Source organism: Pseudocitrobacter cyperus, assembly GCF_039889165.1.
Lineage (GTDB): Bacteria > Pseudomonadota > Gammaproteobacteria > Enterobacterales > Enterobacteriaceae > Pseudocitrobacter > Pseudocitrobacter cyperus.
In genome coordinates, this window is the sequence record NZ_JAYMYY010000001.1 from 1 (window position 1) to 22,553 (window position 22,553).

23 protein-coding genes, 3 tRNA genes and 2 pseudogenes are annotated in these 22,553 nt (G+C 52.5%); 17 read left to right on the forward strand and 11 right to left on the reverse strand.

Features of this window, described 5'->3' with window-relative positions; all coding sequences use genetic code 11:
• A partial coding sequence (locus VSR74_RS00005) for a GtrA family protein (RefSeq protein WP_347794320.1) occupies window positions 1-152 on the reverse strand: 152 nt, incomplete at its 3' end.
• Window positions 153-512: 360 nt separating this feature from the next.
• Between VSR74_RS00005 and VSR74_RS00010 the strand changes: the two genes are divergently transcribed.
• The gene (locus VSR74_RS00010) at window positions 513-890 is read left to right on the forward strand and encodes a HumD family translesion DNA polymerase (RefSeq protein ID WP_347794321.1); all 378 of its coding nucleotides are present in this window, start codon (window positions 513-515) and stop codon (window positions 888-890) included.
• Here the strand turns inward: VSR74_RS00010 and VSR74_RS00015 are convergent.
• The 3 genes and pseudogenes from VSR74_RS00015 to yedE all read right to left on the reverse strand — a co-directional run bounded on the left by VSR74_RS00015 (window position 891) and on the right by yedE (window position 3,053).
• Window positions 891-1,369 (reverse strand): annotated as a pseudogene (locus VSR74_RS00015) (SOS response-associated peptidase family protein).
• Between the two features lie 239 nt (window positions 1,370-1,608).
• The gene (gene yedF, locus VSR74_RS00020) at window positions 1,609-1,842 is read right to left on the reverse strand and encodes a sulfurtransferase-like selenium metabolism protein YedF (protein ID WP_347792801.1); all 234 of its coding nucleotides are present in this window, start codon (window positions 1,840-1,842) and stop codon (window positions 1,609-1,611) included.
• On the reverse strand, window positions 1,839-3,053 hold the full coding sequence (yedE, locus tag VSR74_RS00025) for a selenium metabolism membrane protein YedE/FdhT (protein ID WP_347792802.1): 1,215 nt from the start codon (window positions 3,051-3,053) through the stop codon (window positions 1,839-1,841). Before yedE ends, yedF begins: the two co-directional genes overlap by 4 nt.
• 181 nt (window positions 3,054-3,234) lie before the next feature.
• Here yedE and yedD point away from each other — a divergent pair.
• Window positions 3,235-3,648 (forward strand): annotated as a pseudogene (gene yedD / locus VSR74_RS00030) (lipoprotein YedD); the annotation flags it as partial.
• A gap of 107 nt (window positions 3,649-3,755) precedes the next feature.
• Here yedD and amyA read toward each other — a convergent pair.
• The 4 genes from amyA to fliD form a co-directional block, all read right to left on the reverse strand.
• Window positions 3,756-5,243, reverse strand: coding sequence for an alpha-amylase (gene amyA, locus VSR74_RS00035; protein ID WP_347792803.1), 1,488 nt, complete (start codon window positions 5,241-5,243; stop codon window positions 3,756-3,758).
• Window positions 5,244-5,326: 83 nt separating this feature from the next.
• Window positions 5,327-5,701, reverse strand: coding sequence for a flagella biosynthesis regulatory protein FliT (fliT, locus tag VSR74_RS00040; RefSeq protein ID WP_347792804.1), 375 nt, complete (start codon window positions 5,699-5,701; stop codon window positions 5,327-5,329).
• Window positions 5,701-6,111, reverse strand: coding sequence for a flagellar export chaperone FliS (gene fliS / locus VSR74_RS00045; RefSeq protein ID WP_347792805.1), 411 nt, complete (start codon window positions 6,109-6,111; stop codon window positions 5,701-5,703). The genes fliT and fliS overlap by 1 nt, the downstream gene beginning before the upstream one ends.
• A gap of 16 nt (window positions 6,112-6,127) precedes the next feature.
• On the reverse strand, window positions 6,128-7,537 hold the full coding sequence (gene fliD, locus VSR74_RS00050) for a flagellar filament capping protein FliD (protein WP_347792806.1): 1,410 nt from the start codon (window positions 7,535-7,537) through the stop codon (window positions 6,128-6,130).
• 247 nt (window positions 7,538-7,784) lie between these two features.
• On the opposite strand from fliD, the gene VSR74_RS00055 reads away from it, so the two are divergent.
• The 8 genes from VSR74_RS00055 (at window position 7,785) to sdiA (ending at window position 15,156) form a co-directional block, all read left to right on the forward strand.
• Entirely contained in the window at window positions 7,785-9,323 is a 1,539-nt protein-coding gene (locus VSR74_RS00055; protein ID WP_347792807.1) for a FliC/FljB family flagellin, read from the forward strand.
• Between the two features lie 160 nt (window positions 9,324-9,483).
• A complete protein-coding gene (locus tag VSR74_RS00060) occupies window positions 9,484-10,203 on the forward strand; it encodes an RNA polymerase sigma factor FliA (RefSeq protein ID WP_347792808.1) in 720 nt (239 codons plus the stop codon).
• Between the two features lie 51 nt (window positions 10,204-10,254).
• Complete coding sequence (gene fliZ, locus VSR74_RS00065) at window positions 10,255-10,806, forward strand: flagella biosynthesis regulatory protein FliZ (protein WP_347794322.1); 552 nt, start codon at window positions 10,255-10,257, stop codon at window positions 10,804-10,806.
• 85 nt (window positions 10,807-10,891) lie between these two features.
• The gene (tcyJ, locus tag VSR74_RS00070) at window positions 10,892-11,692 is read left to right on the forward strand and encodes a cystine ABC transporter substrate-binding protein (RefSeq protein ID WP_347792809.1); all 801 of its coding nucleotides are present in this window, start codon (window positions 10,892-10,894) and stop codon (window positions 11,690-11,692) included.
• A 93-nt stretch (window positions 11,693-11,785) separates the two neighbouring features.
• Entirely contained in the window at window positions 11,786-12,772 is a 987-nt protein-coding gene (gene dcyD / locus VSR74_RS00075) for a D-cysteine desulfhydrase (protein ID WP_347792810.1), read from the forward strand.
• Between the two features lie 15 nt (window positions 12,773-12,787).
• Entirely contained in the window at window positions 12,788-13,456 is a 669-nt protein-coding gene (tcyL, locus tag VSR74_RS00080; RefSeq protein ID WP_149462193.1) for a cystine ABC transporter permease, read from the forward strand.
• Entirely contained in the window at window positions 13,453-14,205 is a 753-nt protein-coding gene (gene tcyN / locus VSR74_RS00085; protein ID WP_347792811.1) for an L-cystine ABC transporter ATP-binding protein TcyN, read from the forward strand. Before tcyL ends, tcyN begins: the two co-directional genes overlap by 4 nt.
• A gap of 228 nt (window positions 14,206-14,433) precedes the next feature.
• Entirely contained in the window at window positions 14,434-15,156 is a 723-nt protein-coding gene (gene sdiA, locus VSR74_RS00090; protein ID WP_347792812.1) for a transcriptional regulator SdiA, read from the forward strand.
• A gap of 68 nt (window positions 15,157-15,224) precedes the next feature.
• Here the strand turns inward: sdiA and VSR74_RS00095 are convergent, their stop codons facing one another.
• A complete protein-coding gene (locus VSR74_RS00095) occupies window positions 15,225-15,449 on the reverse strand; it encodes a DUF2594 family protein (protein ID WP_347792813.1) in 225 nt (74 codons plus the stop codon).
• Between the two features lie 451 nt (window positions 15,450-15,900).
• On the opposite strand from VSR74_RS00095, the gene uvrY reads away from it, so the two are divergent.
• From uvrY to VSR74_RS00125, 6 genes are all read left to right on the forward strand, one after another.
• Window positions 15,901-16,557, forward strand: coding sequence for a UvrY/SirA/GacA family response regulator transcription factor (gene uvrY, locus VSR74_RS00100; RefSeq protein ID WP_015963967.1), 657 nt, complete (start codon window positions 15,901-15,903; stop codon window positions 16,555-16,557).
• Window positions 16,554-18,386 carry an excinuclease ABC subunit UvrC gene (uvrC, locus tag VSR74_RS00105; RefSeq protein WP_347792814.1) on the forward strand — a complete coding sequence of 611 codons (1,833 nt, stop codon included), beginning with the start codon at window positions 16,554-16,556 and terminating at the stop codon, window positions 18,384-18,386. The genes uvrY and uvrC overlap by 4 nt, the downstream gene beginning before the upstream one ends.
• A gap of 54 nt (window positions 18,387-18,440) precedes the next feature.
• Complete coding sequence (gene pgsA, locus VSR74_RS00110; protein ID WP_015963969.1) at window positions 18,441-18,989, forward strand: CDP-diacylglycerol--glycerol-3-phosphate 3-phosphatidyltransferase; 549 nt, start codon at window positions 18,441-18,443, stop codon at window positions 18,987-18,989.
• A 150-nt stretch (window positions 18,990-19,139) separates the two neighbouring features.
• Window positions 19,140-19,215, forward strand: a tRNA-Gly gene (locus VSR74_RS00115).
• A 38-nt stretch (window positions 19,216-19,253) separates the two neighbouring features.
• A tRNA-Cys gene (locus tag VSR74_RS00120) sits at window positions 19,254-19,327 on the forward strand.
• Between the two features lie 12 nt (window positions 19,328-19,339).
• Window positions 19,340-19,426, forward strand: a tRNA-Leu gene (locus VSR74_RS00125).
• Window positions 19,427-19,614: 188 nt separating this feature from the next.
• On the opposite strand, the gene VSR74_RS00130 is transcribed toward VSR74_RS00125, so the two are convergent.
• Window positions 19,615-20,235: a glycoside hydrolase family 19 protein gene (locus VSR74_RS00130; protein ID WP_347792815.1), complete on the reverse strand. Its 621-nt coding sequence runs from the start codon at window positions 20,233-20,235 to the stop codon at window positions 19,615-19,617.
• A 281-nt stretch (window positions 20,236-20,516) separates the two neighbouring features.
• Between VSR74_RS00130 and VSR74_RS00135 the strand changes: the two genes are divergently transcribed.
• Window positions 20,517-21,185, forward strand: coding sequence for a YecA/YgfB family protein (locus VSR74_RS00135; protein ID WP_347792816.1), 669 nt, complete (start codon window positions 20,517-20,519; stop codon window positions 21,183-21,185).
• 32 nt (window positions 21,186-21,217) lie between these two features.
• Here VSR74_RS00135 and tyrP read toward each other — a convergent pair whose 3' ends face one another.
• Window positions 21,218-22,429, reverse strand: coding sequence for a tyrosine transporter TyrP (gene tyrP / locus VSR74_RS00140; RefSeq protein WP_347792817.1), 1,212 nt, complete (start codon window positions 22,427-22,429; stop codon window positions 21,218-21,220).
• Window positions 22,430-22,553: the final 124 nt, after the last annotated feature.

Genomic DNA, 22,553 nt, shown 5'->3' on the forward strand with positions numbered 1-22,553 from the left:
TAGAAACTGAAGCTGACGGCTACCACGAATCCGGCAAAGTTCGCTAATGCCTGGTTTGTGGATAGCCCATACACGCAAACACCAAACACAACCCAGTGAATGAGCGTGTTTAAAACGCCAATCGATGTGTACTTAGCAAAAAGTTTTAACATTAGAAAAATCAGTCAATTCTGAGAAGGCAGAAGTTTAGCACCAACAGACAACTTGATCGACTATCAGAATAAGATATGCTGTATGTGTATACAGTGTTTATTTTTAGGTGATTGCATGCCGCGTCGTTCAGATTACGAAATCGCTTTTAGGGCCTCTATTGTGCATGAAAGGTCAGGCCTCAGGATTGTGAAAACTGATGATTTTGTTCAGGAACTATAAAGGTCAATTGGGACTTTACCCTGGAAGAGGCGAATCAATTTATAGCCAGATACACAACCTGCTTCAAAGACATCGCTCCCGATCATGGATAGAACAAGACATGGTTCATGTACAACCCGAACGGAGAACTTTGATATGGCATTGCATCCCCAGCCAAGGACTATGTAGAGCGCGGCATCTCATTAGATGCTGAGCTGATCAGCCACCCATCGGCAACTTACTATGCCAGGTCTGACATAGCTATTTTACGGGCTGGCATTAAGCAAGGCGCGCTGCTTGTCGTGGACTCCGCAGTAAACCCCTGTGATGGTTCGCTCGTTCTCTGTTCTATCGATGGGCAGTTTGTCTTGAGATATTACCGCGTGTTACCAGACTTGCATTTGGAGAATGTGGAGACAGGCCGGAAAGAGAGGGCGCGCGGGCTCGATGACGGAAGTGCGGTTGATGTTTTCGGCGTGGTGACATACATCATTAACGATGCGCGAACCGGAGAATTCGACGACAACCCGGTAATTTAATCAGACGGGCTCGATTAACTCCGGGCCCTGATTCTTCACATTTCCAACGGCGCGCGACACTGCGTGCCAGATAAATGCATCTGCTGGCACCGAACCGTCGAAAACAATCTCCTCTGCTTCTTTCCCGCCTACATCCTGCCGCATCCATTCGCGTGCTGCCTCCGGTGACAGGACCAGTGGCCTGCGGTCGTGAATATCGACCAGTCCTTTATCGGCAGCCGCCGTGACTATCAGAAAGCCTTCCGCTTCATCTCCACGTTCGAAGGGAGTGCTGCCTATCGCCGCCATGAATATCGGCTTACCGTCCTGTGGATGAAGTACGGCTGGTTCTTGTCGGCTTCTCTCTTCCATTCGAACCAGCCATCAGCGAAGAACCGGCCAATGGGTTCCGGGTCGAACGGGATGTCGCGCTCGGCTTCTTCGGCGATTAACGCCTGGTAATCTTCACGGGTCATTGACTGAGAGAAACGTCCGCACATGGATACCTCCAGTAGTCGAACTGAAAGTATAGAAGAGGATGAGTGCTGAAAGAGAATGGGGCATGGATGGGGCAAAAATGGAGGGTGATTCTTGGGGGAACTTGGGAGTGGAGTGTTTTTAACGACGCCAACCAACTGTTATGTAATGCGCTCTTGGACGATCTTTGTCGTTTATTAAAAATACATGCTCATGTGATGAGCATGCAGGTGTAATTGATGGGTGAGGGGACAAAACGACGCTACTTCTGAATCAAATAGCGAATCGTTGGCCCATCCTGCTGGATATCCAGCACGGTATAGCCGTAGTTGCGGGCATCCAGCGGAATATTGTTAATTGACTGCGGACAGTCGCTGACCACTTCAAGAATTTCCCCTTTCTTTAGTTGCGGCATTGCCTCAAGCGTTGCTACGGCGGGATAAGGGCAGGGTTCGCCAACCATGTCCAGACGATAATCAGGTACTATCTCTTTCATGCTGTCTCCTTCGCTGTGACTGCGGCCTGCTGATTTTTGCGTTTAAAGAAGTGTTTTTCCCAGCCGATGACCAGCATCAGCGCGGCGAACAGCAGAATATAGGTCATTAGCAACCCGCCGGTGGGGCCGAAGGTATTGAGCAGATTCACTTTGTCCCAGCTTGTTGCCAGCGCCGGGGAGAGGTCATCCCAGTAGTAGGCCAGAATCGTTGAGCCAATGACGTTACCGATCCCTACCCACCAGAAGTGTACCTGGCCTTCGACGGCACGGTACATCCAGCCAGTTTCACAGCCGCCCGCCAGCACGATGCCAAAGCCAAATAACAGCCCGCCAATGACGGCATTTGGGCCAGCCCACATGATTTTTGCTTCCGCCCCTAACTGAACGTAGCCGAAAATACCGATGGCGCTCGCTGCCATTCCGAAGATGATCGCTTTCGCCATATGGGTGCGCCCTGTGATCCACATGTCGCGGAATGCCGAGGTAAAGCAGATTTGCGCACGTTCAATCAACAGGCCAAAGCCGACGCCGAACAGCATCGCCAGGCCCAGCTTTGGCTTGTCAATGGCGGTAAACAGCGCCCAGCCGACAATGCCGACAAACACTAACACGCCCAGGCGGAAGCGGCGACGCGCCTGATCGGGTTTTTGCGTCAGAGGTGAGGCGGTCGAGACTTTCTGCATTTTTACCGGAATGCGGAACAACGGCAGCAAGGTAAAGCGCGCGCCAAACCAGGAGCCGATTGCGGTTGCGACGGCAAAGAACCATGCGTGCAGGGAGAACTGTGGGATCCCGGTAAAGAATGCTGCCAGATTACAGCCCATCGCCAGACGCGCGCCGAAACCGGCAATCGCACCGCCGATAATCGCCTGCAGAATGCGCACACGGCTGCGGGGCATCCGTAGTTTGACGTTGTTAGCCCATAGTGCCGCCGCAAAGCAGCCGCCAAACATGCCGATGATCATCATGCCGTCGATACGGGTCAGCGGGGTTCCTTCAAGGTGGATGAGTTTGTAATATCCCCACTCTTCGCTATGAACGCCGGCCAGTTGTAACAGTTGCCCGCCCCAGCGGGTAAATTCCCCGGTTACAGCCCAGAAGGTGCCAGTAATGCCGAAATAGTAGGTGGAGAGAATACCGGCTGCGATAACGGCCGGGGCAGGGGCCCAGAATTTAATCAGGTACGCCTGTTTGAAGTGTTGCCAGGTCATGGTGCTAGCCTCTGAACTCAGAAGGATCGAAAGAGCGGAGATTCTACGCTGCAACATTCATATGGCGAATGCTTTTTGCGTAAAACCTAGTTCAGATCAATTTCAGAGATGGGGCGTGAAAGGGTGGCGGGCTTAAGGCTATAATGTCACAATATTTTTTTCTCCGTGTGCAGGATGAATAATGAAGAAATTAGCAATGGTAGCCGCACTGTTGACGCTGGCAGGCTGTGTGCAGGTGGATAAATATAGTGAAGTGGTGAAAGCGCCTGCGCCGGAAGGCCTGGTCGGCTACTGGCAGAGCAAAGGGCCGCAGCGTTCTCTGGTCAGCCCGGAAGCTATCGCCAGCCTGATTGTGACGAAAGAGGGCGATACCCTTGATTGCCGTCAGTGGCAGCGTACTCTGGCTGTGCCGGGCAAACTGATGCTGCGTGGGGATTCTCTTTATAACGTTACTGAGAAACTCGATGTGTATGCCATTGACAGTGATAGCCGCAGCACGCTGGAGTATGACGGGATGACTTTACAGCGCGTCGATAGCCCAACGGTCGAGTGTATCGCTGTGCTGGAGAAGAAACCGTTAGCAACGGCACTGCCGACCGAGCTGACGCCGACGCAGCCGGAAGCGAAAACCAGCAGCGTCCCGGCGGATATCGTTCCCGTCCCCTGAGTACATTCCCGGCGGTTATCCCGCCGGGTTGCCTTTTACAGTACATCCTCCATAACCCAGACGCTAACGCTGCCACCGTTACAGGTGAAAACGGCGCACCCTTCGTCGTCCGTTTCGACACACTCTTCGCGATTATTAAGAAAATCTTTCCAGCGTTTGTTGCCGTAGTTTTCTCCCAGCGTGATCGTTTTTTCACCGTCGTCGCCGTTTGACAGCACAACCACGCAGCCAGGCGCATCATCGGTGCCGCTGCGACTGAAAGCGATGCAGTTAGGGTGATCAAACCACAGGGTTTGCACACCGTGGGCGAAGCGCTGGCGGGCGTCGATCAACTCATGCAACTGTTCAATGACCGGCATGTCGATGGTGTAGTTTTCGCCATCGCCGCCCGTATCTTCATAGTGCGCGCCGAAAAGGTCGGGATAGAAGACCGATGGTACGCCGTTTTCCCGGAGCAGGATCAGCGCATACGCCAGCGGTTTAAACCAGGCTTCCACCGGCGCTTCCAGTGCCTGAAGCGGCTGAGTATCGTGGTTGGCAACCAGCGTCACGGCGTGAAAGGGGTCGGCTTCAACCAGCGTGCCGGTGAAAATTTGGCTCATGTCGTAGTCGGCGCCCATACGGGAGGCCTCGTGGAAATGCATTTGCAGCGGCGCATCGAACAACATCGTCTGGCCATCAACCTGGTCGATGTACTGTTGCAGCTTGTCCACTTCGTGAGACCAGTATTCGGCAACAATAAACAGCGGTTTTGGCGCGACTTCCTGGACGTGCTCGATCCACTCTTTATAGAACCAGGCGGGAATATGTTTGACTGCATCAAGACGAAAACCGTCGCAGTGGGTTTGCTCCATCACCCAGCGCGCCCAGTATTTGATCTCTTCGGTGACCGCATGGTTGCGAAAGTCGATATTTTCGCCCATCAGATAGTCGAAGTTGCCCATCTCGTCATCGACCTGATCGTTCCAGCCTTCGCCGGTATAGTCGTTGACGATTTTAAAAATACCGTCCTCAGTGGGATCTTCAATATGGTCGATGCCGCTGAAGCATTTGTAATCCCAGATAAATTGTGAATATTTCCCTGCACGGGCGGGGAAGGTATAGCGCGTCCACGCTTCGCACTCGATGATCGTCTCATCAATTTGCGTGCGATCATCTTCATTCACCCTTTGTACGCGGATGCGCTCTTTTTCATCCGCGCCCATCTTATGGTTGACCACCACATCCAGCAGGACGGCGATATCGTGCTGTTTCAGGGCGTCAATTGCGGCCAGCAACTGGGCTTTATCGCCATATTTGGTGGCGACGGTGCCTTTTTGATCAAATTCGCCTAAATCAAACAGATCATAACTGTCATAACCGACAGAATAGCCGCCGGAAGCCCCTTTACTGGCGGGCGGCAGCCAGATCATATTGATGCCAATTTCATTCAGATTTGGCGCGAGCGCTTCGACTTCCGGCCATAACTCGCCGCCAGTGGGGTAATACCAGTGAAAGCATTGCAAGAGGGTGGGATTGCGCATACCTGTTCTCCGTGAAAGGCGATACAAGCACTATAAGTGGGAAATGCGCGCGGCGCGAGATTCAATCACTCGCGCCGCCGGGATTAATGGTTGCTGTCGTTACTGCTCTGCGGGGCCAGAACGTGTCCCCCCTGCTTGCCGTATACGGTCAGTACCGATTTTTGTACGGAAGATTGGCCGACCAGCCTGGCCAGTTCATCCATCCGCAACTGCAGTCGCCGCTTCACTTCGGCTTCGTTATCCAGTACGGCGCGCAGCAGGGGTTTGAGCTGATCCTGAATAGCGCTGGCGGGCGGATTCTGCTGAGTGAGCTCCGCGACCTGATGCACCGCACGCACATACTCCATCTCACTGGCGATCAGCTCCTCCCACAATCCTTCTGTCGCAAGTTGTCGCATCGTTTTGCTTTTTTCAACCAACTGCTGCCAGGCAATATACAAGTGCGGTGCGTGGTTCATTAGACGGCGTCCTGAATCAAGTTAGGCGTAAGTAAAGACTCCTTCCAGGCCTCGGCAATATTCCGCAGCAGACCTTCCACTTCCTCAACGGCGGCGACATCATTATGCAGATTAGCCTGCAACAGGCGTCGCACCATATAGCTATACAGCGCAACGAGATTTTGCGTGAGCTCGTCGCGGCTAGTCTCATCGAGCCCAACCTTCAGACCGTTTTCGATGATATTGATGGCCTTTGAGAGTGAGAGGCCTTTCCCTTCCTGCTGATTGTCCTGCATAAACAGGCGGGCGCGAACCAGCGCGCTTAGCGCGCCGTCAAACAGCATAGTGACCAGTTGCGACTGGCTGGCGCTCATTACCGCGCTCTCCACTCCGATTTGTGCGTAGGCCTGAGTGCCTTTTGCGCCGTACATGTCATCTCCTGGCTAATTATTTAGAGTTGCTGCTGGATGTATCGAACTGCTGCGTCAGATAGCTGCTGGTCGAGTTCAGGGAGTTCATCAGTACGTCCAGTTGCGTGAACTGGGCTTTGTAGCGCGCCATCATCGTATCGATGCGATCGCTGGCGGCATTGTACTGTTCTGTCAGGTTATTTAGCGTTTTGCTCACGCCATCTTTTGCGGCCTGGATAATCCCGGTAGTAGAGAGCCAACTGGTCAGGTTATTGCTGATGGTGGTCGTTACCCCGGTATTTTTACCGTCGCCGATGAACATCTCGCCGACGCCGGAGGCATCTTTTTTCAGCGCCGCCTGCAGTTTTTCGCTGGAGAGTTCCAGTTTGCCGGTGCTGGCGTCCGTGGTGATACCTATTTGCGAGAGCGTTTTATAAGTAGAACTGCTGTGAGTATTGCCGAGCAGGGTTTTCAACTGAGTTTGAATAGTACGCAGCGTTGAGTCGCCGAGCAGCGCGCCATTGCTTGAATCCTGGCTGTCAGCACCCGCATCGACAGAGGTGTATTTCGTTAAGCTGCTGAACGTATCCTGTAGCGCGTTATAGGCATCGACCCAGGCTTTAATCGCGCTTTCCGCTTTAGACGTATCTTTAGTGATGGTCAGCGTCTGGTTGCCGGTGGTGACGTCATTGAGGTTGAGCGTAATATCCTCCAGCGCATCGCTGATGGTATTGCTGCTGTTCTCAATTGCCACGTTGTTCACCGTTAGCTTCGCATTCTGTGCGGTGACGCTCTCCTCCATGCCGTTGCTGCCGTCAGTGCCATCGTAACCCATGAAACTTTGCAGGGCGCTGTCGCCGCTGATACTCAGGGTCATTGCGTTGTCGCTGCCGGTATCATTCGAGGTAATTGACAGGCGATACTGGCCGTTGCCGACGTTAATAATACTGGCGCTAACGCCAGCCTTTGCGTTGTTGATCGCATCGCGAATGTCGGTCAGGGATGAATTTGCGGCGCTGATATCAATAGTGACCGGGTCTTTTCCGCCGCCCTGCTGAATAGTCAACACGCTGTCGCTGGTGGCGATAGCCGCTTTAGTGTCGCTTTGGCTACTTTTCGTCGTTAACGTCTGCGCTTGCGCCAGTTGGGTAATGCTTATGGTGTATTTCCCGGCAATCGCGCTACCGGTGGTGGTGGCGCTAAAGGCGGTGGAGCTGCTGGTAGTCGACGTGGCGGTGAACAGGTCAGCTTTATTCAGCGCGGTGTTGGCGGTCTGAAAGGTTTCCAGCGCGCTTTTCAGGGTGCCGTAGGCGCTCAGCTTTGCGGTATACGAACTCTGTTGACTTGAAATAGGCGTTAGCGTGGATTTTTGCGCGGCTTCAAGACTATCCAGTATGCCGCTCAGATCTAAACCCGACCCGACGCCCAGCGTTGAAATACTTGCCATTATGGATTCCTTAATCGTGTGACACGTAGAACGAATACCGGGGTTATCGGCGGGAATGGCACAAAGTTTACGATTAATTTTGCCGGGTTAATGGCCAGAATAGGGCGGTGTGAGGAGAGTATTTCAGCGACTAGAAAAAAAGTCTAAAGGTTGTGAGTGACCAGACGATAACAGGTTTGACGGCGACGAAGCCGAAGGGTGGAAGCCCAATACCTAAACCGTAGACTTGAAAACAGGAACCGATATCATGGCACAAGTCATTAATACCAACAGCCTCTCGCTGATCACTCAGAACAATATCAATAAAAACCAGTCCGCGCTCTCCAGCTCTATTGAGCGTCTGTCATCTGGCCTGCGTATCAACAGCGCGAAAGACGATGCAGCGGGTCAGGCGATCGCTAACCGCTTCACCTCTAATATTAAAGGCCTGACCCAGGCGGCGCGTAATGCTAACGACGGTATTTCTGTTGCTCAGACCACGGAAGGCGCACTGTCTGAAATCAACAACAACTTACAGCGTATTCGTGAGCTGACCGTTCAAGCCTCTACCGGCACCAACTCCGATTCTGACCTGTCTTCTATTCAGGATGAAATTAAATCTCGTCTGGATGAGATTGACCGCGTCTCCGGCCAGACCCAGTTCAACGGCGTGAACGTGCTGGCGAAAGATGGCTCAATGAAAATTCAGGTTGGCGCGAACGATGGCCAGACTATCACTATCGACCTGAAGAAAATTGACTCCGATACTCTGGGCTTGTCCGGTTTTAATGTAACCAAGACGCCGACCATTACCACCACGGCTGTTACAAGCGGCACCCCGACTTACGCGGATTCCGGCACCGCTATCCAGGCTGTTGATGTCTCTTCTCTGCTGGACGGCGCGGCGGCGGATGCCACCTCTACCGTTGACCTCAGCACCATCAAATTCGATGCGACCACCAATAAATACTACGGTACCGTATCCGCCTCTACTAACACGGCTAACGACGGCGATTATGAAATCACCGTTAACACGGATGGTACGGCCTCTATCGCGGGTGGTAAAGTCACTATCCCGGCAACGGCAACCGCTGCTGTAACCGAAGTTCAGGAAGATACTTCCGCCATTGATACCACGACTGCCGCTGCGGCACTGGCTGCTGCGGGTGTGACGGGCGCGGACAAAACCAACGTATCGCTGGTTAAACTGACCTCAACGGATTCCGCGGGTAATGCCACCGATGCGGGTTACGGCCTGAAAGCGGCGGATGGCAAAATCTATGCGACCGATTACGATGGCACCAACGCCGCAACCTTCACGGCAAAAACCGTAAGCTACACGTCGGCTGCTGGTACTGCAGCGAATGCGGCTGTTACCCTGGGCGGCGCTGATGGTAAATCTGAAGTTGTGACCATCGGTACTGGCGCTGACGCGAAAACTTACGCCAGTGCTGACCTCAATGGCGCAGACCTGAAAACGGGCAAGACCAGTTCAGGCGCTGAGCTGAAAGAGACCGCAACGGGCACGACCGCTGATCCGCTGAAAGCGCTGGATGCGGCCATTGCGCAGGTTGATAAATTCCGTTCTTCTCTGGGTGCGGTACAAAACCGTCTGGATTCCGCGGTCACTAACCTGAACAACACCACGACTAACCTGTCTGAAGCGCAGTCCCGTATTCAGGACGCCGACTATGCGACCGAAGTGTCCAACATGTCGAAAGCACAGATCATCCAGCAGGCTGGTAACTCCGTGCTGGCGAAAGCCAACCAGGTTCCGCAGCAGGTACTCTCTCTGCTGCAGGGCTAATCGCCTGAACCCTTACAACCCCGCTCCGGCGGGGTTTTTCACGTTTAACGCTCTCCGACAGCGCAAATAGCCCCACATTTCACCCACTATTCCCTCAATTAAAAATAATGCAGAAACGGATAATTATGCCGATAACTTAATTAATGCAGGGCTGTTTATCGTGGATTCACTCTATACCGCTGATGGTGTAATGGATAAACACTCGTTATGGCAACGTTACGTACCTCTGGTGCGCCATGAGGCACTGCGCCTTCAGGTGCGATTGCCGGCGAGTGTGGAACTTGACGATTTGCTCCAGGCGGGCGGCATAGGGCTGTTGAATGCTGTCGAACGCTATGATGCTCTGCAGGGCACGGCATTTACCACTTACGCAGTGCAACGCATTCGTGGGGCGATGCTGGACGAACTACGCAGCCGTGACTGGGCACCGCGTAGCGTTCGGCGTAACGCGCGTGAAGTTGCGCAGGCGATGGGGCAACTGGAACAGGAACTGGGCCGTAACGCGACCGAAACAGAAGTTGCGCATCGGTTGGGGATACCCGTCGAGGAGTACCGTCAGATGCTGCTCGATACCAATAACAGCCAGATATTCTCGTGGGATGAATGGCGAGAAGAGCATGGCGATGGTATTGAGCTGGTGACGGATGTGAATCAACAGGAGAATCCGCTACACCAATTGCTGGAGGGCAATCTTCGCCAGCGCGTGATGGAGGCCATTGAAGCTCTTCCGGAACGGGAACAATTGGTGCTGACGCTCTACTACCAGGAAGAGCTGAATCTCAAAGAGATTGGCGCGGTACTGGAAGTCGGGGAGTCACGAGTCAGTCAGTTGCATAGCCAGGCAATCAAACGTCTGCGCACGAAGCTGGGTAAGGTGTAGTTGGCGATTCGCCACGTAAATGTCGCATAAGAAATGACAACGTGGAGTTTAATAACCATGCAGCAGTTAAAAAGACGGCCATTAAGCCGCTACCTTAAAGACTTTAAACACAGCCAAACACAGTGTACGCATTGCCATAAACAGCTCGATCGTGTCACCCTGGTGCGTCAGGGTGAAATCGTCAATAAACTCGCCATTGCTCGCCTGGATATGCTGGTGGATGAAGAGATGTGGTTGCAGCAGCGTGGTGATTGGGCGGCACTTTGCCGTTTCTGCGGCGATCTGCATTGCAAAGCGCAGAGCGACTTTTTTGATATTATTGGATTTAAACAGTTCCTGTTTGAACAGACCGAGATGAGCCCCGGAACCGTGCGCGAGTATGTCGTGCGTCTGCGGCGTTTGGGCGAACATCTGGTAAAAAACAACATCTCCCGAAACCTGCTGCAAAATGGCGCGCCGGATGAAATCTTAATTCCGTGGCTGCCAGTGACCAGCACCAACAACTACCGTATTGCGCTACGAAAATATACGCAATTTGTTAAGCGCGCGGGCATGATGCCGGGTCAGAACCTCGCTTATCCCGAAACCTCTGATATATATTAAAACGGAATAGCTTATAACTGACGGATGTTTGTCTGTTCAGACAAACGTCCTACACTACAAAAAAAGCAATCTTTTCGGGGGCATAATGAAATTAGCACTTTTCGGTCGTCAGGCTTTGATGGGCGTGATGGCGGTAGCACTGATGGCGGGCGTAAGCGCCAAAACGTTCGCAGCGGAAAACCTGCTCAACCAAATTAAAGAGCGCGGTACGCTGCGTGTGGGTCTGGAAGGCACCTATCCACCGTTTAGCTTCCAGGGCGATGATGGCAAATTGACCGGTTTTGAAGTTGATTTTGCTAACGATCTGGCAAAACACCTCGGTGTGAAAGCGGATTTAAAACCGACTAAATGGGATGGCATGCTGGCGTCGCTGGATTCTAAACGTATCGATGTCGCGATTAACCAGGTCACTATCTCGCCTGAACGGCAGAAAAAATATGACTTCTCCACCCCGTATACCATCTCCGGTATTCAGGCGCTGGTGAAAAAAGGCAATGAAGGTTCCATTAAAACCCCGGCTGATCTGAAAGGTAAAAAAGTGGGCGTGGGTCTGGGCACCAACTACGAAGAGTGGTTGCGCCAGAATGTACAGGGCGTTGACGTTCGTACCTATGATGATGACCCGACTAAATTCCAGGATCTGCGCGTAGGCCGTGTCGACGCCATTCTGGTTGACCGTCTGGCGGCGCTGGATATGGTGAAGAAAACTAACGATACGCTTGCTGTAACTGGCGAAGCTTTCTCTCATCAGGAGTCAGGCGTTGCGCTGCGTAAAGGCAATGAAGACCTGCTGAAAGCGATTGATGGCGCTATCGAAGCCATGCAGAAAGACGGCACAATGAAAGCGCTGTCTGAAAAATGGTTCGGGGCTGACGTAACGAAGTAAGTTAAATTGCTTAAAAAAGGCGCTAACAGAGCGCCTTTTTTTATTTCGGCGTCAACTGGGTGCATAATCAAAAGAATTTAGTCAGGAGGTTCCATGTCTCTGCAAAACTTAACGCGCTTCCCGCGCCTCGAATTTATCGGCGCGCCTACGCCGCTGGAATATCTACCGCGCTTCTCGGATTACCTCGGGCGTGAAATCTTTATCAAACGTGATGACGTCACGCCGCTGGCAATGGGCGGCAATAAATTACGCAAACTGGAGTTCCTCGCTGCCGATGCATTGCGTGAAGGCGCGGATACGCTGATTACCGCAGGCGCGATCCAGTCCAACCATGTGCGCCAGACGGCTGCTGTGGCGGCAAAGCTCGGCCTGCACTGCGTGGCGCTGCTGGAAAACCCAATAGGCACCACCTCTGAAAACTATCTCAGCAACGGCAACCGCCTGCTGCTGGATCTGTTTAATACTCAGGTTGAAATGTGTGATGCGCTGACCGACCCCAATGCGCAACTGGCTGAACTGGCGACGCGTATTGAAGCACAGGGTTTTCGTCCGTATGTGATCCCTGTTGGCGGCTCTAATGCGCTGGGGGCGCTGGGGTACGTTGAAAGCGCGCTGGAAATTGCCCAGCAGTGTGAAGGTGCGGTGGAGATCTCTTCCGTTGTGGTCGCTTCCGGTAGCGCCGGAACGCACGCCGGGCTGGCGGTGGGGCTGGAACACGTTATGCCGGGCGCAGAGCTGATTGGCGTGACCGTTTCCCGTAGCGTCGCCGATCAAAAACCGAAAGTCGTTACCCTGCAACAGGCAGTAGCCGAAAGCCTTGAGGTGAGCGCCAATGCCGATATCCAGTTATGGGATGACTATTTTGCACCTGCCTATGGCATGCCGAATGAGGCTGGCATGGAGGCAGTAAAACTCCTCTCACGGCTGGAAGGTATTCTGCTGGATCCGGTGTATACCGGTAAAGCAATGGCCGGGCTTATCGACGGGATTACGCAGAAGCGCTTTAAGGATGAAGGGCCTGTTCTGTTCGTTCATACGGGTGGCGCGCCTGCGCTGTTCGCCTATCATCCGCATATCTAAAAAAGAACAACACTTATGCAAGAGAGTATACAACTGGTCGTTGATTCGCTGCCGTATCTGCTGAAGGGCGCAGTTTTCACGCTGCAACTGAGTATTGGCGGCATGTTTTTTGGCCTGGTTCTGGGGTTTCTGCTGGCGCTGATGCGCATGTCACAAATTTGGCCTGTCCGCTGGTTGGCGCGTTTTTATATTTCCATATTCCGTGGTACGCCGCTTATCGCGCAGCTCTTTATGATTTACTACGGTCTGCCGCAGTTCGGAATTGAGTTAGACCCGATTCCATCGGCGATGATTGGCCTGTCGCTCAACACGGCGGCGTATACTTCTGAAACGCTGCGCGCGGCGATATCTTCTATTGATAAGGGGCAGTGGGAAGCGGCTGCCAGTATCGGCATGACGCCGTGGCAGACGCTGCGTCGGGCTATTCTGCCGCAGGCGGCGCGAGTGGCGTTACCGCCGCTCTCCAACAGCTTTATCAGCCTGGTGAAAGATACTTCGCTTGCGGCCACCATTCAGGTGCCAGAGCTGTTCCGTCAGGCGCAGCTTATTACGTCTCGCACGCTGGAAGTCTTTACCATGTACCTCGCGGCCTCGTTGATCTACTGGGTGATGGCGACGGTGCTTTCCTCGCTGCAAAACTACTTTGAAAATCAGCTAAACCGCCAGGAGCGTGATCCCAAATGAGTGCCATCGATGTAAAAAACCTGGTGAAGAAGTTTCATGGTCAAACGGTGCTGCACGGCATTGATTTGCAGGTGAATGAAGGGGAAGTGGTGGCGATTATCGGGCCGAGCGGCTCGGGTAAAACCACGCTTCTGCGCAGCATTAACCTGCTGGAGCATCCGGAAGGCGGCACCATTCGGGTCGGTGATATCACCATTGATACCGGGAAATCGATTAACCAGCAAAAAGGCTTGATCCGTCGCCTGCGTCAGCATGTCGGTTTTGTTTTCCAGAGCTTTAATCTGTTTCCACACCGCACGGTGCTGGAAAATATCATTGAAGGCCCGGTGATCGTCAAAGGTGAAAACAGGGCTGAAGCGAGCGCGCGTGCGCGTGAGTTGCTGGCGAAGGTGGGATTAACGGGAAAAGAGAACAGCTATCCGCGTCGTTTATCCGGCGGTCAGCAGCAGCGCGTGGCTATCGCCCGTGCGCTGGCAATGCGCCCGGATGTGATCCTGTTTGATGAACCGACGTCGGCGCTTGACCCTGAGCTGGTGGGTGAGGTGCTGAATACCATTCGTCAACTGGCGCAGGAGAAGCGCACCATGGTGATTGTGACGCATGAGATGAGTTTTGCCCGCGACGTAGCGGACAGGGCCATCTTTATGGATCAGGGGCGTATTGTGGAGCAGGGCGAAGCGAAAGCGCTGTTTGCTAACCCGCAGCAGGCTCGCACCCGTCAATTCCTCGAAAAATTTCTGCTGCAATAACGTCCGATTCATTCATTTACCGCCCTTATCGCAAGGGCGGTTTTTCTCACTGCCATTTCTCTGTACCAACGCTCTTTCCCGCACACTAGCCTGAAAACCAGAGGCCAGCTAGTGGATAATTAAGATTATTTTGCGGTAATGTAATATTTTATACATATAAGCGATGTTTATGTGTTAGTTTTCTGTGTTGAAAATAATTATTCTCAATAAGAGGCTTTCTCGTTCGTTATGAGGGACAGTGACTTTTTCAACTGGCGGCGGGAAATGCTGCATCGCTTTCAATCCGCATCGACCAGTGACCAAATCTATACGCTTTTGCAGCAGCAAACCGAATGTCTTGAATATGATTTTTTCTCGCTGTGTGTGCGTCATCCCGTGCCGTTTACGCGTCCAAAAGTTTCGCTTTATACCACTTACCCCGATGACTGGATGTCACACTATAAAGCGGCAAATTACGTGGCAGTAGATCCGGTGCTGAAAACGGAGAATTTTCGTCTTGGACATCTGCGCTGGGATGATCGTTTATTTAGTGACGTTCAGGTGTTGTGGGATGCCGCTCGCGACCATGGTATCCGTACCGGTGCCACGCAATGTCTGATGCTTCCTAATCATGCTTATAGTTTCTTCTCAATCTCCCGAACACATGAGAACCACTCCTCACCCTATAGCGATGAAATTGAACTGCGTCTGCAAATGTTGCTGGAAATGAGTTCGTTGGCGCTATTACGTGTGGAAGATGAAATGGTTATGCCAAAGGCGATGAAGTTCAGCAAACGTGAACTGGAAATACTACAATGGACGGCGGAGGGAAAGACTTCGGCAGAGATATCGATGATTCTTTCAATTTCCGAGAATACGGTGAATTTTCATCAAAAGAATATGCAGAAGAAGTTTGATGCGCCCAATAAAACGCAGATTGCCTGCTATGCGGTGGCGATTGGTCTTATCTGACTCTTCCGAATGTTCTGCGTGACAGACAGCAAACCGACCGTAAGCAACGCCTACAGTCGGTTTTTTTATTACTGGCGATAAGCTTGTTTAATTTGCTTAACGGTGCTGGAAAATACAGCAGACTGGGCTTCATCTTCCAGGTTTGCAATTTGCTTTTCCATTTTTAGAATCACGCGACCAGCATCAGCCTGACCCATAGCCTGCAGCATCAGGGTCAGCATGGCTTTCAGACAGGATACCTCCTGGGCCAGGTGTTGATTATTCTCCGCGGTGGAAAAATCAGGTGTGCTCATTTATTGCCTCGTATGATTTCTGCGCGCATGCGCGATACTGATATAGTGAAGGGCGCGAAGTATACCACAAGCCGACAGAAAATATGGAGTGCTTGTTTTTTACTCGCCTAACAAACTTGTGTCGATATATTTAATCGGCCGGGCAGGTGATTTGCCCCCCAAATGTTTAAATCTGGTTCACCCCTCGTTAATTATTGTTACATATTATATTTCGTATTTATCATCTGCGACAAATTGTCCATTTACGGACGGAGTCTGGAAAAGTAGCCAGAAAGGCGCACTGCATCTCACTGTTTTTAAGACCTTTCCAGCTTATGTACATTCTGATTTCCAAAAACGGGATCAAAATCGACGCCCAGGCACTTTTAGACTTTTAAAATTGTTATAAAACCCGGTAGTATGGGGGGAATTAAGAGGCAGTAGCGTTATCCCTATTCTGGAGATTATTCCTTTGATCAACGTCCTTCTTGTTGATGACCACGAACTGGTGCGCGCAGGGATACGACGCATTCTCGAAGATATTAAGGGTATTAGAGTCACCGGCGAAGTTAACTGTGGTGAAGATGCCGTGAAGTGGTGTCGCGCTAATCCCGTCGATGTTGTACTGATGGATATGAACATGCCGGGTATCGGCGGGCTTGAGGCTACGCGTAAAATTGCCCGCTCCGCTGTTGATACGAAAGTGATCATGCTGACGGTTCATACCGAAAACCCGCTTCCCGCCAGGGTTATGCAGGCAGGTGCGGCAGGCTATTTAACCAAAGGGGCAGCACCGCAAGAGGTGGTGAATGCCATTCGTTCTGTATTCTCCGGTCAGCGCTATATTGCATCCGATATTGCGCAACAAATGGCCCTGAGCCAGATTGAGCCGGAAAAAACAGAATCGCCATTCGCCAGTTTGTCTGAACGCGAATTGCAGATTATGCTGATGATCACTAAAGGCCAAAAAGTCAACGAGATCTCAGAGCAGTTGAATCTGAGTCCGAAGACGGTGAACAGTTATCGCTACCGGATGTTCAGCAAGCTGAACATCCACGGCGATGTCGAACTGACTCACCTGGCAATTCGCCATGGTCTATGTAATGCGGAGTCGTTAGCAAGTCAGTGAGTGAAGTTTTTGATTCGAAAGCCTTCCTGAAAACGGTAACCAGCCAGCCCGGCGTCTATCGTATGTATGATGTCGGCGGTACCGTTATTTATGTCGGTAAAGCCAAAGATCTTAAAAAACGCCTCTCCAGCTATTTTCGTCGCCAGGTCTCTTCCCGTAAAACGGAAGCGCTGGTGGCGCAAATCGCGCAGATTGACGTGACCGTAACCCATACGGAAACCGAAGCGCTGCTGCTGGAGCACAACTACATCAAACTTTATCAGCCGCGTTACAACGTGCTGTTGCGTGATGATAAATCGTATCCCTTCATTTTCCTGAGCGGCGATACCCATCCGCGCCTGGCGATGCATCGCGGGGCGAAGCATGCGAAAGGTGAGTATTTTGGCCCATTCCCCAACGGTTATGCCGTGCGGGAAACGCTGGCGCTGCTGCAAAAAATCTTCCCAATCCGCCAGTGCGAGAACAGCGTGTATCGCAACCGTTCGCGCCCCTGTCTGCAATATCAGATTGGCCGTTGCCTCGGGCCGTGCGTGGCCGGGTTGGTGAGCGAAGAAGAGTATGCGCAGCAGGTCGACTATGTGCGGTTGTTCCTGGCCGGAAAAGATGACCAGGTGCTAACCCAGCTTATCGCGCGTATGGAAAAAGCCAGCCAGGCGCTGGAGTTTGAAGAAGCCGCGCGCATTCGCGATCAGATTCAGGCTGTCCGCCGCGTCACCGAAAAACAGTTCGTCTCCAATAATGGCGACGACCTTGATGTGATTGGCGTGTCGTTTGAAGCGGGAATGGCCTGTGTTTACGTGCTTTTCATCCGACAGGGCAAGGTTTTGGGAAGTCGCAGTTATTTCCCGAAAGTACCCGGTGGCACGGAGCTTGACGAAGTGGTGGAAACCTTTGTTGGCCAGTTCTACTTCCAGGGCAGCCAGATGCGTACTCTGCCCGGAGAGATCCTGCTCGACTTTGCCCTCAGTGATAAAACCCTGCTGGCCGATTCGCTGTCGGAGCTGGCAGGACGACGTATTCACGTAGAAACGAAACCCCGTGGCGATCGCGCACGTTATCTGAAACTGGCTCGCACCAATGCGGCCACGGCGTTAACAACAAAACTGTCGCAGCAATCGACGGTGCATCAGCGTCTGAAAGCGCTGGCCGCGCAGTTGGAACTGCCCGAAATTAAGCGTATGGAGTGTTTTGATATCAGCCATACCATGGGCGAACAAACCGTAGCCTCTTGCGTGGTGTTTGATGCCAACGGGCCGCTGCGAGCGGAGTATCGGCGCTATAACATCACCGGTATTACGCCTGGTGATGATTATGCGGCGATGAATCAGGTACTGCGTCGTCGCTATGGTAAAGCGATAGAAGAGAGTAAGATCCCGGACGTTATTTTGATCGACGGTGGGAAAGGGCAACTGGGGCAGGCAAAAGCGGTATTTGCCGAACTGGATGTGCCGTGGGATAAAAGCCATCCATTGCTGCTTGGCGTGGCGAAGGGCAGCGATCGTAAAGCGGGCCTTGAAACGCTCTTCTTCGAACCGGAAGGCGAGGGCTTCAGTCTGCCACCCGATTCTCCGGCGCTGCATGTTATCCAGCATATTCGCGACGAATCACACGATCATGCGATTTCCGGGCACCGTAAAAAACGCGCTAAAGTGAAGAACACCAGTACGCTGGAAACGATAGAAGGTGTGGGGCCTAAGCGGCGCCAGATGCTGCTCAAATATATGGGCGGCCTGCAGGGGCTGCAGAACGCCAGCGTGGAAGAGATTGCGAAAGTTCCGGGCATTTCACACGGGCTTGCAGAAAAGATCTTCTACTCGTTGAAACATTAGGGGCTCTGTAGCAACATAGGGCTAATATTTACTAACAACAGATAGTTACCTTGCATGCAATATAATATTCCTACGTTGCTTACCCTGTTCCGCGTCATCCTCATTCCGTTCTTTGTGTTGGCGTTTTATCTTCCGTTTGTCTGGGCGCCGTTTGCCTGCGCGCTCATCTTCTGTATTGCCGCCGTGACTGACTGGTTTGATGGCTACCTGGCGCGTCGCTGGAATCAAAGCACGCGGTTTGGCGCCTTCCTCGATCCGGTTGCTGATAAAGTGATGGTGGCTATCGCCATGGTGCTGGTGGTCGAGCACTATCACACCTGGTGGGTAACGCTGCCTGCTGCCATTATGATTGGCCGTGAAATTATCATCTCTGCGCTGCGTGAGTGGATGGCGGAGCTGGGTAAACGCAGCAGCGTGGCCGTTTCGTGGATCGGCAAAGTGAAAACCACTGCGCAAATGGCAGCGCTGGCGTGGCTGCTGTGGCGTCCTAATGAGTGGGTTGAGTGGGCAGGTATTGTGTTGTTCCTGTTCGCTGCGGTACTGACACTGTGGTCAATGCTGCAATATTTAAACGCTGCGCGCGCAGATTTGCTTGAACAGTGATCGTTTCGGCGTAAATTTCAGCAAACGATTCAGGGATGCAAAAATATCGTTGACTCAGTGCGTCAGGTAAGTAGAATGCAACGCATCGAACGGCGGCACTGATTGCCAGACGATAGCAAAATCAAGTGATTAGCAAATCATCTTGATAACGCGGGAATAGCTCAGTTGGTAGAGCACGACCTTGCCAAGGTCGGGGTCGCGAGTTCGAGTCTCGTTTCCCGCTCCAGATTAAAACATCGGCAAATGCGGGTGTTAAGTTTTAAAGGCGCGTTAGCAAAGCGGTTATGTAGCGGATTGCAAATCCGTCTAGTCCGGTTCGACTCCGGAACGCGCCTCCACTTTCTTCCCGAGCCCGGATGGTGGAATCGGTAGACACAAGGGATTTAAAATCCCTCGGCGTTCGCGCTGTGTGGGTTCAAGTCCCACTCCGGGTACCATGGGAAAAGTAGAATAAAATCAATGATAAGCAGTGTCGTATAAGCCACCTTCGGGTGGTTTTTTATTGCCTGTAATCCTCCCTTTTATAACAAGTCTTCATAACGACCGGCCGCCAGCAACAGACATAATCATCATCTCAGCAGGCAACTCTTTGCGCCGCGCATATTTTTCATCGCTGTGAGTCGCCTCAGCCAACCGTATAGCTGATGGCGGCATAATAAGTTTTCGCATAACCTGCTACACGGTCAGCGCTCTCCAGACCGTTGATTATTTTTCGCGCCCGTACCCAGCTTTCACTCGTGTCGTTAAAAAAGTCTGCAAGTCGATGTGAAGTGAAAAGCCCGTTTTGCATTCCGACGAACATAATTTCCAGAGCGGTATCAAGAACCATGACCTTATCCGGTTCGCTGGTGAGATTACTGTGAATTGCTTTGCCCAGTTTTTCGTAGTTGGTTTTATGCGTTAACTGGACAAAACCCCGACCATACCATGACTTGCCATCGGCATCGGGGCGCCAATAGGGTTTAGTTACCCATGTCAGTTTTCCCGCATGCCAGGCTTTATCTAACCGCTTGATCGCATCTTCGTCTGTCGCAGCGAAGGTTTCCCGCACAGGCTGCATAGCGTGACCCGTTTCATGGTGCACGGTGCCGAGCATATAGGCCAGCCATCTGTCATCCGCATGAGGAGACTCCTTCTCCCACTTATCAAGGATCGCTTCAATACCTTCAAGCTGGCTCTGACGGATTGAACCCTGGAATAAGGCCGCCCTGATATGGTCGAAGAAAAAGTGTCTATTGATGCTCACTGGAACCTCCGGAACGGATGATGATGGCTATCACGCGCTTACCGATCCAAATATAGAGGTAGGGAAAAGGGGGACGAAGTAGTCGTAATTGATGATCTATAGAGGAAAAAATCACCCTTTAATCATATGCCGATCCGTTCGACAGGGCAGAAACCGGGTACGAATAAAAAGGAAGAGTGAAAAGGGCGCTGTGATTTCAGGAGGGCAGATCCCAATGGGGTTGGCGTGGTAATATTCAGCCATGGCGAACTGCCCCATAATCCCACTGACATGAGAATTGTATGAAAACAGGACCGTTAACCGAAAGCGAACTGGAATGGCTGGATGAGGTAATCACGAAGTATGCCACGGATAAATCTATCATCGATGTTTCCGAACTGGACGGTATGCTGACGGCGATCCTCTCCTCACCGCAGGAGATCGAGCCCGCAGACTGGTTACTGGCCGTATGGGGCGGGGCCGATAGCGTACCGCGCTGGGCAACGGAGCGCGAACGCGACCACTTTATCAACCTTACCCTGCAGCATATGGGCGATATTGCCGAGCGCCTGAATGATTATCCCGATCAGTTTGAACCGCTGTTTGGTACCCGCGAAGAAGAGGGGCAGGAGCTGACTATCGTTGAGGAGTGGTGCTACGGTTACATGCGCGGTGTGGCGTTAAGCGACTGGTCTGGTCTGCCGCAGGCGCTGCAGACTGAGCTGGATGCTATCGCTCTGCACGGTGACGAAGAGAAAACGGTGGCGCTGGATACCTTTACGGCGGATCAGTACCTTGAAAGTATCGACAAAATCCGCCCGGCGGCGTTGATGCTGCATGCCTACTGGATGGCGCACCCAAAAGTTGCGCCCGTTCAGCAGCCCGTCAGAAATGAAGCTAAGGTGGGGCGCAATGACCCCTGTCCGTGCGGCAGTGGCAAGAAATATAAGCAGTGCTGCGCAGGGAAATAATAACAATGCCGGGTAATAAACCCGGCATTTTTTTAGCCCACAGCGGGTAACAAATTGGCGGCAATGGCCACCTGAATCGCTATCACCGCAATCCCACAGGCAAATACAAACCACAACGCCGGGCTCCCCCCCGCAACGCGGTAGCCGCTCTGTGGATGATGCTTACGGCTTTGCATCGTTAACAGCGCGGGGATAATCAGCGCCAGAACGGCCAGCGCGACACCCGCGTATCCGAGTGCCATGACAAATCCACGCGGGTAGAAGAGGGCGAACGCCAGCGGCGGCAGGAAGGTGATACCGCCGGTTTGCAGGCGTCCTCTGACGCTGTTTTTACGCTGGAAGAGGTCAGCCAGGTAATCAAACAGCCCCAGCGCCACGCCCAGGAAAGAGGTTGCCAGCGCCAGATCGGCAAAGAGGTGCACCGCCAGTTCAACGTGTGCAGAGGCCACCACGGCGCGAATCGCTTCCAGCAGCCCATTCAGGCCAGTATGCTGTGCCATCAATGCCGCAAATACGCCTGATTCAATACTGCCAAGCGTTGCCAGTTGCCAGAAGAGATAAGCGACCAGAGGAATAAAGCTACCGATCATAAATACACGGCGCAGTTTACGAATGTCGCCATTCATATAGCTGACAATACTGGGCACACTACCGTGGAAACCAAATGAGGTAAAAATTACCGGGATGGCAGAGAGCGCCAGCCCTTGTTTTAGCGGTAGCGTCAGTAGATTGATTTTGTGGATATGCGGTAGCAGCAGTGCCAGCATGACCACCAGAAAGATGATTTTTGCGCTGAACAGGAAACGGTTGAAGAGATCAACCAGCGAGGTGCCGATACAAATTACCGTGCCGCCAATTGCTGTGAACAGCAGCACTCCGGTAGCAGGCGGCATCTCGACCGAGAGCCATTGGCTCAGGCTGGAAGCGAGTAACTCCCCCGCACCGCTAATGTAGGCCGCCGTCAGCGCGTACATTAAAAATAACATGCTGAAGCCGGTTAGCCACTGGCCGTAGCGGCCAAGGTAACGTTGCGCCAGCGACCCAAGCCCGGTATCCGCAGGAACGTGTTGATAGACTTCCAGCAGCAGCAGGGCGGTGTAACACATCAGTGCCCATAACCCAATTAACAACAGCAGCGTAACGCCAAACCCAACACCAGCCGACGCCAGCGGCATGGCCAACATTCCTGCGCCAATGGTGGTGCCCGCTACGATTAAAATACTCCCCAGGGTACGGTTCTTCACGCTTTCCTCTGCAACAACACGTCATAACGATACAATTATGTCGCGCAGGGTATGTGAATCCAGCCTATTCGTCAAATCCCGATTACAGGCTGTGTAATTATTTGTTTACGATATCAGGCGTTAA

Excerpts from the sequence above, each read along its gene's own strand:
- yedF (WP_347792801.1), bottom strand. The coding sequence starts at position 1,842 with ATGAAAGAGATAGTACCTGATTATCGTCTGGACATGGTTGGCGAACCC.
- yedE (WP_347792802.1), bottom strand. The coding sequence starts at position 3,053 with ATGACCTGGCAACACTTCAAACAGGCGTACCTGATTAAATTCTGGGCC.
- amyA (WP_347792803.1), bottom strand. The coding sequence starts at position 5,243 with ATGCGCAATCCCACCCTCTTGCAATGCTTTCACTGGTATTACCCCACT.
- fliT (WP_347792804.1), bottom strand. The coding sequence starts at position 5,701 with ATGAACCACGCACCGCACTTGTATATTGCCTGGCAGCAGTTGGTTGAA.
- fliS (WP_347792805.1), bottom strand. The coding sequence starts at position 6,111 with ATGTACGGCGCAAAAGGCACTCAGGCCTACGCACAAATCGGAGTGGAG.
- fliD (WP_347792806.1), bottom strand. The coding sequence starts at position 7,537 with ATGGCAAGTATTTCAACGCTGGGCGTCGGGTCGGGTTTAGATCTGAGC.
- VSR74_RS00055 (WP_347792807.1), top strand. The coding sequence starts at position 7,785 with ATGGCACAAGTCATTAATACCAACAGCCTCTCGCTGATCACTCAGAAC.
- tcyJ (WP_347792809.1), top strand. The coding sequence starts at position 10,892 with ATGAAATTAGCACTTTTCGGTCGTCAGGCTTTGATGGGCGTGATGGCG.
- dcyD (WP_347792810.1), top strand. The coding sequence starts at position 11,786 with ATGTCTCTGCAAAACTTAACGCGCTTCCCGCGCCTCGAATTTATCGGC.
- tcyL (WP_149462193.1), top strand. The coding sequence starts at position 12,788 with ATGCAAGAGAGTATACAACTGGTCGTTGATTCGCTGCCGTATCTGCTG.
- tcyN (WP_347792811.1), top strand. The coding sequence starts at position 13,453 with ATGAGTGCCATCGATGTAAAAAACCTGGTGAAGAAGTTTCATGGTCAA.
- sdiA (WP_347792812.1), top strand. The coding sequence starts at position 14,434 with ATGAGGGACAGTGACTTTTTCAACTGGCGGCGGGAAATGCTGCATCGC.
- VSR74_RS00095 (WP_347792813.1), bottom strand. The coding sequence starts at position 15,449 with ATGAGCACACCTGATTTTTCCACCGCGGAGAATAATCAACACCTGGCC.
- pgsA (WP_015963969.1), top strand. The coding sequence starts at position 18,441 with ATGCAATATAATATTCCTACGTTGCTTACCCTGTTCCGCGTCATCCTC.
- VSR74_RS00135 (WP_347792816.1), top strand. The coding sequence starts at position 20,517 with ATGAAAACAGGACCGTTAACCGAAAGCGAACTGGAATGGCTGGATGAG.